The 6465-nt window shown below is 66.3% G+C and carries 4 protein-coding genes; all 4 read left to right on the plus strand.

Annotated elements, in window-relative coordinates; genetic code table 11:
- Window positions 1-393: methyl-accepting chemotaxis protein (locus BM365_RS17645; protein ID WP_254772727.1), on the plus strand; the 393-nt coding region annotated here is incomplete at its 5' end.
- Between the two features lie 180 nt (window positions 394-573).
- Window positions 574-3210 carry a Cache 3/Cache 2 fusion domain-containing protein gene (locus BM365_RS18290; protein ID WP_093490870.1) on the plus strand — a complete coding sequence of 879 codons (2637 nt, stop codon included), beginning with the start codon at window positions 574-576 and terminating at the stop codon, window positions 3208-3210.
- A gap of 145 nt (window positions 3211-3355) precedes the next feature.
- Window positions 3356-4135 carry a flagellar brake protein gene (locus BM365_RS17655; RefSeq protein WP_093490871.1) on the plus strand — a complete coding sequence of 260 codons (780 nt, stop codon included), beginning with the start codon at window positions 3356-3358 and terminating at the stop codon, window positions 4133-4135.
- A 153-nt stretch (window positions 4136-4288) separates the two neighbouring features.
- On the plus strand, window positions 4289-6465 hold a 2177-nt coding region (locus BM365_RS17660), incomplete at its 3' end, for a PDC sensor domain-containing protein (RefSeq protein ID WP_139227458.1).

Consider the following 6465-nt stretch of genomic DNA (forward strand, 5'->3'; position numbering starts at 1 on the left):
GTGAACCAGGCCGGCGCCACGATGGGCGAAATCGTCGCCTCGGTGCAGCGCGTGACCGACATCATGGCCGAGATCTCCGCCGCCTCGCAGGAGCAAAGCGCCGGTATCGAACAGGTCAACCAGACCATTACGCAGATGGACGAGACCACCCAGCAGAACGCTGCGCTGGTGGAGGAAGCCACCGCCGCGGCTCGTTCGATGGAAGAACAGGCGCAGGTGCTGACCGAGTCGGTGTCGGTGTTCAAGCTGCAGGCCACGATGAATGCCCCGGTCCGCCGCGTCATCGCCGAGGCCATGGCACCGAAGGCGGCCGCGCCCAAGGCCGTGGCTCGCAAGCCCGCCCCGCGCAAGCCCGAACCGGCCTTCGCCGATGGCGACTGGCAGGAGTTCTGAGCCGGTACGGATCAGCGCTTCGCTCGAACGACGGCCCGGATTTCCGGGCCGTCCTCGTTCCGAAGGCGCCAGCCTGACAGGAGAACGCCTACCGCTCGTCGGGAAAGTACGTTCATGTACTTAATGCTGGAGCAGCGACGCCGATATCGCTTCCGATAACTCAGCCCACCTCCGGCCCTCATGAATCGATTCGCGCGCCTCTCGCTCGGCAGTAAGCTTTCGCTCCAGGTGACCGTTGCCGTCGCCGTCGTCCTGCTCCTCCTCGCCTTCGTGGTCCAGCGCCAGTCCAGCCGCGCCATCGAGGACCGCGCGCTCGCCGATCTGGACGTAGCCGCACAGGTCATGCTGGAGTCCGTCTCCCTGTACGACCGTACGCTCTCGGAAGGTACGCAGCGCATGGCGGACAGCTTCCGCGCCTCGCTGCCGCTGGGAGACGTCTCGGTGGATCCTGCGCGCACGATGCCGATCGGCGACAACGAAGTCCCCGAACTACGTTTCGGCAATCAGGTCGTCAACCTCGACTTCACCGACGTCGACCGGTTCACCGAGGCGACCGACGTGGTCGCGACGCTGTTCGTGCGCAAGGACGATGAGTTCATCCGCGCCACCACCTCGCTCCGCAATACCGAGAACGAACGCGTCATCGGCACGGCGCTGGACCACAAGCACCCGGCCTATGCGCTGATGCTCGAGGACAAACCGTACACGGGTCGCGCGCGTCTGTTCGGCCGCGACTACATGACCCACTACGAACCCCTCACCGATGCCGAAGGCAAGACGGTAGGCATCCTGTTCGTCGGCCAGAACTACGGCGATGGCCTGGCCGCGCTGAAGGACAAGCTGCGCAATACGCGCCTCGGGGAAGCGGGTTACTTCTTCGTCGTCGACCTTGCCGAAGGCGACCATCACGGCACGCTCGCCGCGCACCCGGCCAGCCAGGAGTCGCCCTACACCACCGTCGTCGATGCCGGCTCGCAGCCCGCGATGAAGACCCTGCTTGAGCAGGACCATGGACATGCAGTGCTCGACATTGCCCCCAAGGCCGGCGATGCCGCCGAGCCCGCGCTGGTGGCGGTGAAGCGCTTCTCGCCGTGGAAATGGGCGCTCGTCGCGGTAGAGCCGCGCTCGACCGTGCTCGCATCCAGCCACGCGTTGACGATCAGCATCCTGGCGCTTTCATTGGCCGCCCTGGTGGTGATCGCCGTCCTGACCTGGATCGGTGTACGCCGGGTGGTCTCGCACCCGTTGCGCGCCGCGGTCGGTATCGCCGAGCACGTGGCGGCGGGCAAGCTGGACAGCAAGATCGACACCCGCCGCCAGGACGAAGTCGGCCAACTTCTGTCGGCCATGCATCACGTGCAGACACAGGTCGTGTCGGTGATCGGCGCACAAACCGAGATGACGCGCCAGCACGATGAAGGCACGATCAGCTACCGCATCGACGACAGCCGATTTCCCGGCGAGTATGGCGCCATGGTGCGTGCCACCAACGCACTGGTGGCCTCGCATATCGCGGTCAAGATGCGGCTCGTTGAGGTCATGCAGCGGTATGCGGTCGGCGACCTGTCGCTCGACATGGACCGCCTGCCCGGCGAGAAGGCCGTGCTCACTCAGACGATGGATGCGACCAAGGCCAGCCTGTCGGCGATCAATGGCGAGATCAAGCGCTTGGCCTCCGCCGCGGCGGCCGGTGATTTCTCCCATCGTGGCGACGTCGACAAGTACCAGTACGACTTCCGCGACATGGTGGATGGGCTCAATCGTCTGATGGAGACCACCGACGGGAACCTCGCTGAAGTCTCCGCGCTACTGCAGGCCATCGCCCGCGGCGACCTGACCGCGCGGATGGAAGGCGACTTCCATGGCGTGTTCGCCACCATGCGCGATGATGCCAACGCGACGGTTTCGCAGCTGACCGAGATCGTCGGCCATATCCAGGATGCTTCGCGCCACATCAACACGGCGGCGGGCGAGATCGCTTCCGGCAATCTGGACCTCTCGCGCCGTACCGAGCAGCAAGCCGCGAACCTGGAAGAAACTGCGGCATCCATGGAGGAGCTGACGTCCACCGTGCGCCAGAACGCCGAGTCGGCTCGCCAGGCAAACCAGTTGGCCATCGGCGCTGCCGGGGTCGCCTCCCAGGGGGGCGAAGTGGTCGGCAAGGTGGTCTCCACCATGGCCGACATCGAACAGTCCTCCAAGAAGATCGCCGAGATCATCTCCGTCATCGACGGCATCGCCTTCCAGACCAACATCCTGGCGCTGAACGCCGCGGTGGAAGCCGCGCGTGCCGGTGAACAGGGCCGTGGCTTCGCCGTGGTGGCTTCGGAAGTGCGCACGCTGGCCCAGCGTTCGGCAAGCGCGGCCAAGGAGATCAAGGGCCTGATCGAGACCTCGGTGGACAAGGTCGCCGATGGTTCGGCCCTGGTGAACCAGGCCGGCACGACCATGAGCGAGATCGTGGCCTCGGTGCAGCGCGTGACCGACATCATGGCCGAGATTTCCGCCGCCTCGCAGGAGCAAAGCACCGGTATCGAACAGGTCAACCAGACCATCACCCAGATGGACGAGACCACCCAGCAGAACGCTGCGCTGGTGGAGGAAGCCACCGCCGCGGCTCGTTCGATGGAAGAACAGGCGCAGGTGCTGACCGAGTCGGTGTCGGTGTTCAAGCTGCAGGCCACGATGAATGCCCCGGTCCGCCGCGTCACCGCCGAGGCGGTGCCATCGAAGCCCGCGCCCAAGGCCGTAGCCCGCAAGCCGGCCCCGCGCAAGCCCGAGCCGGCCCTCGCCGACAGCGATTGGCAGGAATTCTGATCATTCGCGATGACGCCCGCTTTGTACGCATGCGGCCCGGCACTGCCGGGCCGCATGCGTTTCGAGTGTCGCTAAAGATCGTGCGACGCACGCCGATACAGCCTGTGACGCCTTCCGCAAGGCCTGCGACCCTGTTTCTGCCTGTATGACCGACTCCACCGACGCGCCGCTGGACGAGCCGATCCGCTACGAGGACGAAGAAAAGTTCCTGGTGCGGGGCGAGCACGCGATCCGGCAGATCATGCAGTCATTGATCGACAAGCGTGCGCTCGTCAGCGGATGCGCGATGCCGCGCAATCACACCTTTCCGACCTCGCTGGTGGAGGTGCTCGAGGATGACGATGCGATCCTGATCGACGGTAGCGCCAGCGAAACCATCAATCGCAGCATCGAAGAAGCCTCGCACATCACCTGCGTCTCGCGCCTGGACCGCATCCACGTTCAGTTCCGCTTGCAGGGCCTCACCCGGGTGATGCAGGGTGGCCAGATCGCGTTCCGCGCCGACCTGCCGGAAAGTGTGTTGCGCCTGCAGCGGCGGGAGTTCTACCGGCTGCAGGTGCCGGTGACGCAACCACTGGAATGCGCCATTCCCCAGCACCAGCCCGATGGCGAAACCACCTACGATCGCTACCGCGTGCTGGACATCAGTGGCGGCGGGCTCGCGTTGGCCGTGCAGGCGGAGAATCCGCTGTTGCGCCCTTACAAGGAATTTCCGGACTGCCTGCTGCACCTGCCCGACAGCGGTCCGCTGACCATGCGCCTGATGGTCAAGAGCCTGCACAGCCAGCTCAACCAGAACGGCACCGAGAGCTGGCGCGCGGGTTGCCAGTTCACGGACCTGCCGCGCGGCGGCGACGCGCTGCTGCAGCGCTACATCTTCCGCCTCGAGCGGCAGCGCAGCGCTCGCGACCGCGGCGCGGCGTGATCCCGATCGACCTTTCGTCGATCCATCGCGATATCCGCTCAACCTCGCGCCGGGCTCGCCGATACCGGTTGTGACGCTGCCGTGACGGTCCGCTCCTGACGGATCCGCTGCGTGCGGCGCACCGTCCTATCGCACAGCCCCTTCGAGGTCGCCATGCCCACTCCGCTTCGTCTGTCCTCCCGTAGCATCGCCACCCGGGTGATGGCCGGAACCGCCGTCCTCGCCCTGCTGGCCTTCGGCGTCGCCGCGACCGCCAGTTACCTGCGCAGCAGCGAGTCCCTGCTTGCCGCTGCCCGCACGTCGATGGACGGCCTGGCCAACCTCGAGGCGGAACGAATCTCGGGTGAACTCACCAGCGCGTTCGACACGAACGAAGCCTTGGCGAGCGCCCTGCTTGCACAGCGTGCCGGTGAAGGTATCGACCGCACTGCTGCCAGCGCGGTCTTCAAGCGCCAGTTGGAAGCGCACCCGGAATGGGTCGGCGTCGGCACGCTGTGGGAACCGGATGCGTTCGATGGCAAGGATGCCGACTTCGTCGGCAGCGAAGGCCACGATGACACCGGCCGCTTCATGAGTTATTGGGCCTGGAGCGACGGCGCGCCGCTGCTGGAAGCTCTGCGCGACTACGAAGTGCCAGGCGCCGGCGACTGGTACTTGCGGCCGCGCGAACTCAAGCGCGCCGTCGTGGCCGAGCCCTACGTCTACAAGATCGCCGGCAAAGACGTGCTGATGACCACGTTGTCTACGCCGGTGGTGCAGGATGGCACCTACCTCGGTGTGATGACGGTGGACTTCGCCCTGCAATCGCTGCAGGAGCGTATCGGCAAGCTGACACCGATGGGCGCGGGCTTCGTGCGCCTGGTCACGCCCGGCGGTGTGCTGATCGCGGACCGCGACGCCGCGCGCGTGGGCAAGCCGTTCGATGATGGCGACGGCGGCGCCGTGCTGAAAAAGATCGCTACCGGCGAGTCGGTCTTCCGGGAAACCGAGGGCAGCGACGGCGAAGCGCTGGTGGAAGCGTACGTGCCGCTGTCGATCGGCAAGGCACAGGAGCGCTTCATGCTGGGCGTCGTGGTGCCGCGCAGCGTGGTGATGCAGGACGCACGCGCCGTGCTGTGGACCATCGTCACGGTCGGCGTGCTCGGTGCGCTGCTGTTGTGCGGCGCCATCTACTGGCTACTGCGCCGCCAGGTCGCGGCGCCGCTGGCCGGTGCGGTGCGGGTGGCCGACGACATCGCCCGTGGCAAGCTGGACGGCGTCATCGACGCGGGGCGCGGCGATGAGATCGGCACTCTGATGCAGGCCATGCGCACCATGCAGGGCAACCTGCGCGAACGTATCGAACGCGACGAAGTGGTGGCGCGCGAAAGCCTGCGCATCCGCACCGCGCTGGAAGAGGTGACCGCCAATGTCATGATCGCCGACGCCGACCGCAACATCGTGTACGCCAACCGCCCGCTGATGAAGATGCTGGCCGATGTCGAGCAGGACTTGCGGCGCGACCTGCCTGCCTTCGACGTGCGCACCGTCGTGGGCAGCAACATCGACATCTTCCACAAGAAGCCCGAACACCAGGCGCGCATGCTCGCCCAGCTCCAGGGCACGCACCGCGCGCAGATCACCATCGGCGGCCGCATCATGCAGCTGATCATCAGCCCCGTGACCGACGCCAACGGCCTGCGCGTCGGCTACGTGGTCGAATGGACCGACCGTACCGCCGAGGTGATGGTGGAACAGGAAGTCACCCGCATCGTGCAGGCCGCCGTACAGGGCGACCTCAGCGGGCGCATCGGCGAAGCCGGCAAGCAGGGCTTCCTGCTGGGTCTGTCGCAGCAGGTCAACAGCCTGCTCGCCACGATTGCCGGCAGCGTGGACGCCGTCTCCGGCGTGCTGCGCTCGCTGTCGGGCGGCGACCTGACCGCCCGGATGGAAGGCGACTTCCATGGCGTGTTCGCCACCATGCGCGATGACGCCAATGCGACCGTGGCCCAGCTGACCGACATCGTCGGCCGCATCCAGAACGCCTCGACCTCGATCAACACCGCCGCCGGCGAGATCGCTTCCGGCAACAGCGACCTCTCGCGTCGGACCGAGCAGCAGGCCGCGAACCTGGAAGAGACCGCGGCCTCGATGGAGGAACTGACCTCCACCGTGCGCCAGAACGCCGAATCGGCCCGCCAAGCCAACCAACTGGCCATCGGTGCGGCGTCGGTCGCTTCGCAGGGCGGCGAAGTGGTCGGCAAGGTGGTCTCCACCATGACCGACATCGAACAGTCCTCCAAGAAGATCGCCGAGATCATCTCGGTCATCGACGGCATCGCCTTCCAGAC

The organism is Pseudoxanthomonas sp. YR558, assembly GCF_900116385.1.
Classification (GTDB): Bacteria; Pseudomonadota; Gammaproteobacteria; order Xanthomonadales; family Xanthomonadaceae; genus Pseudoxanthomonas_A.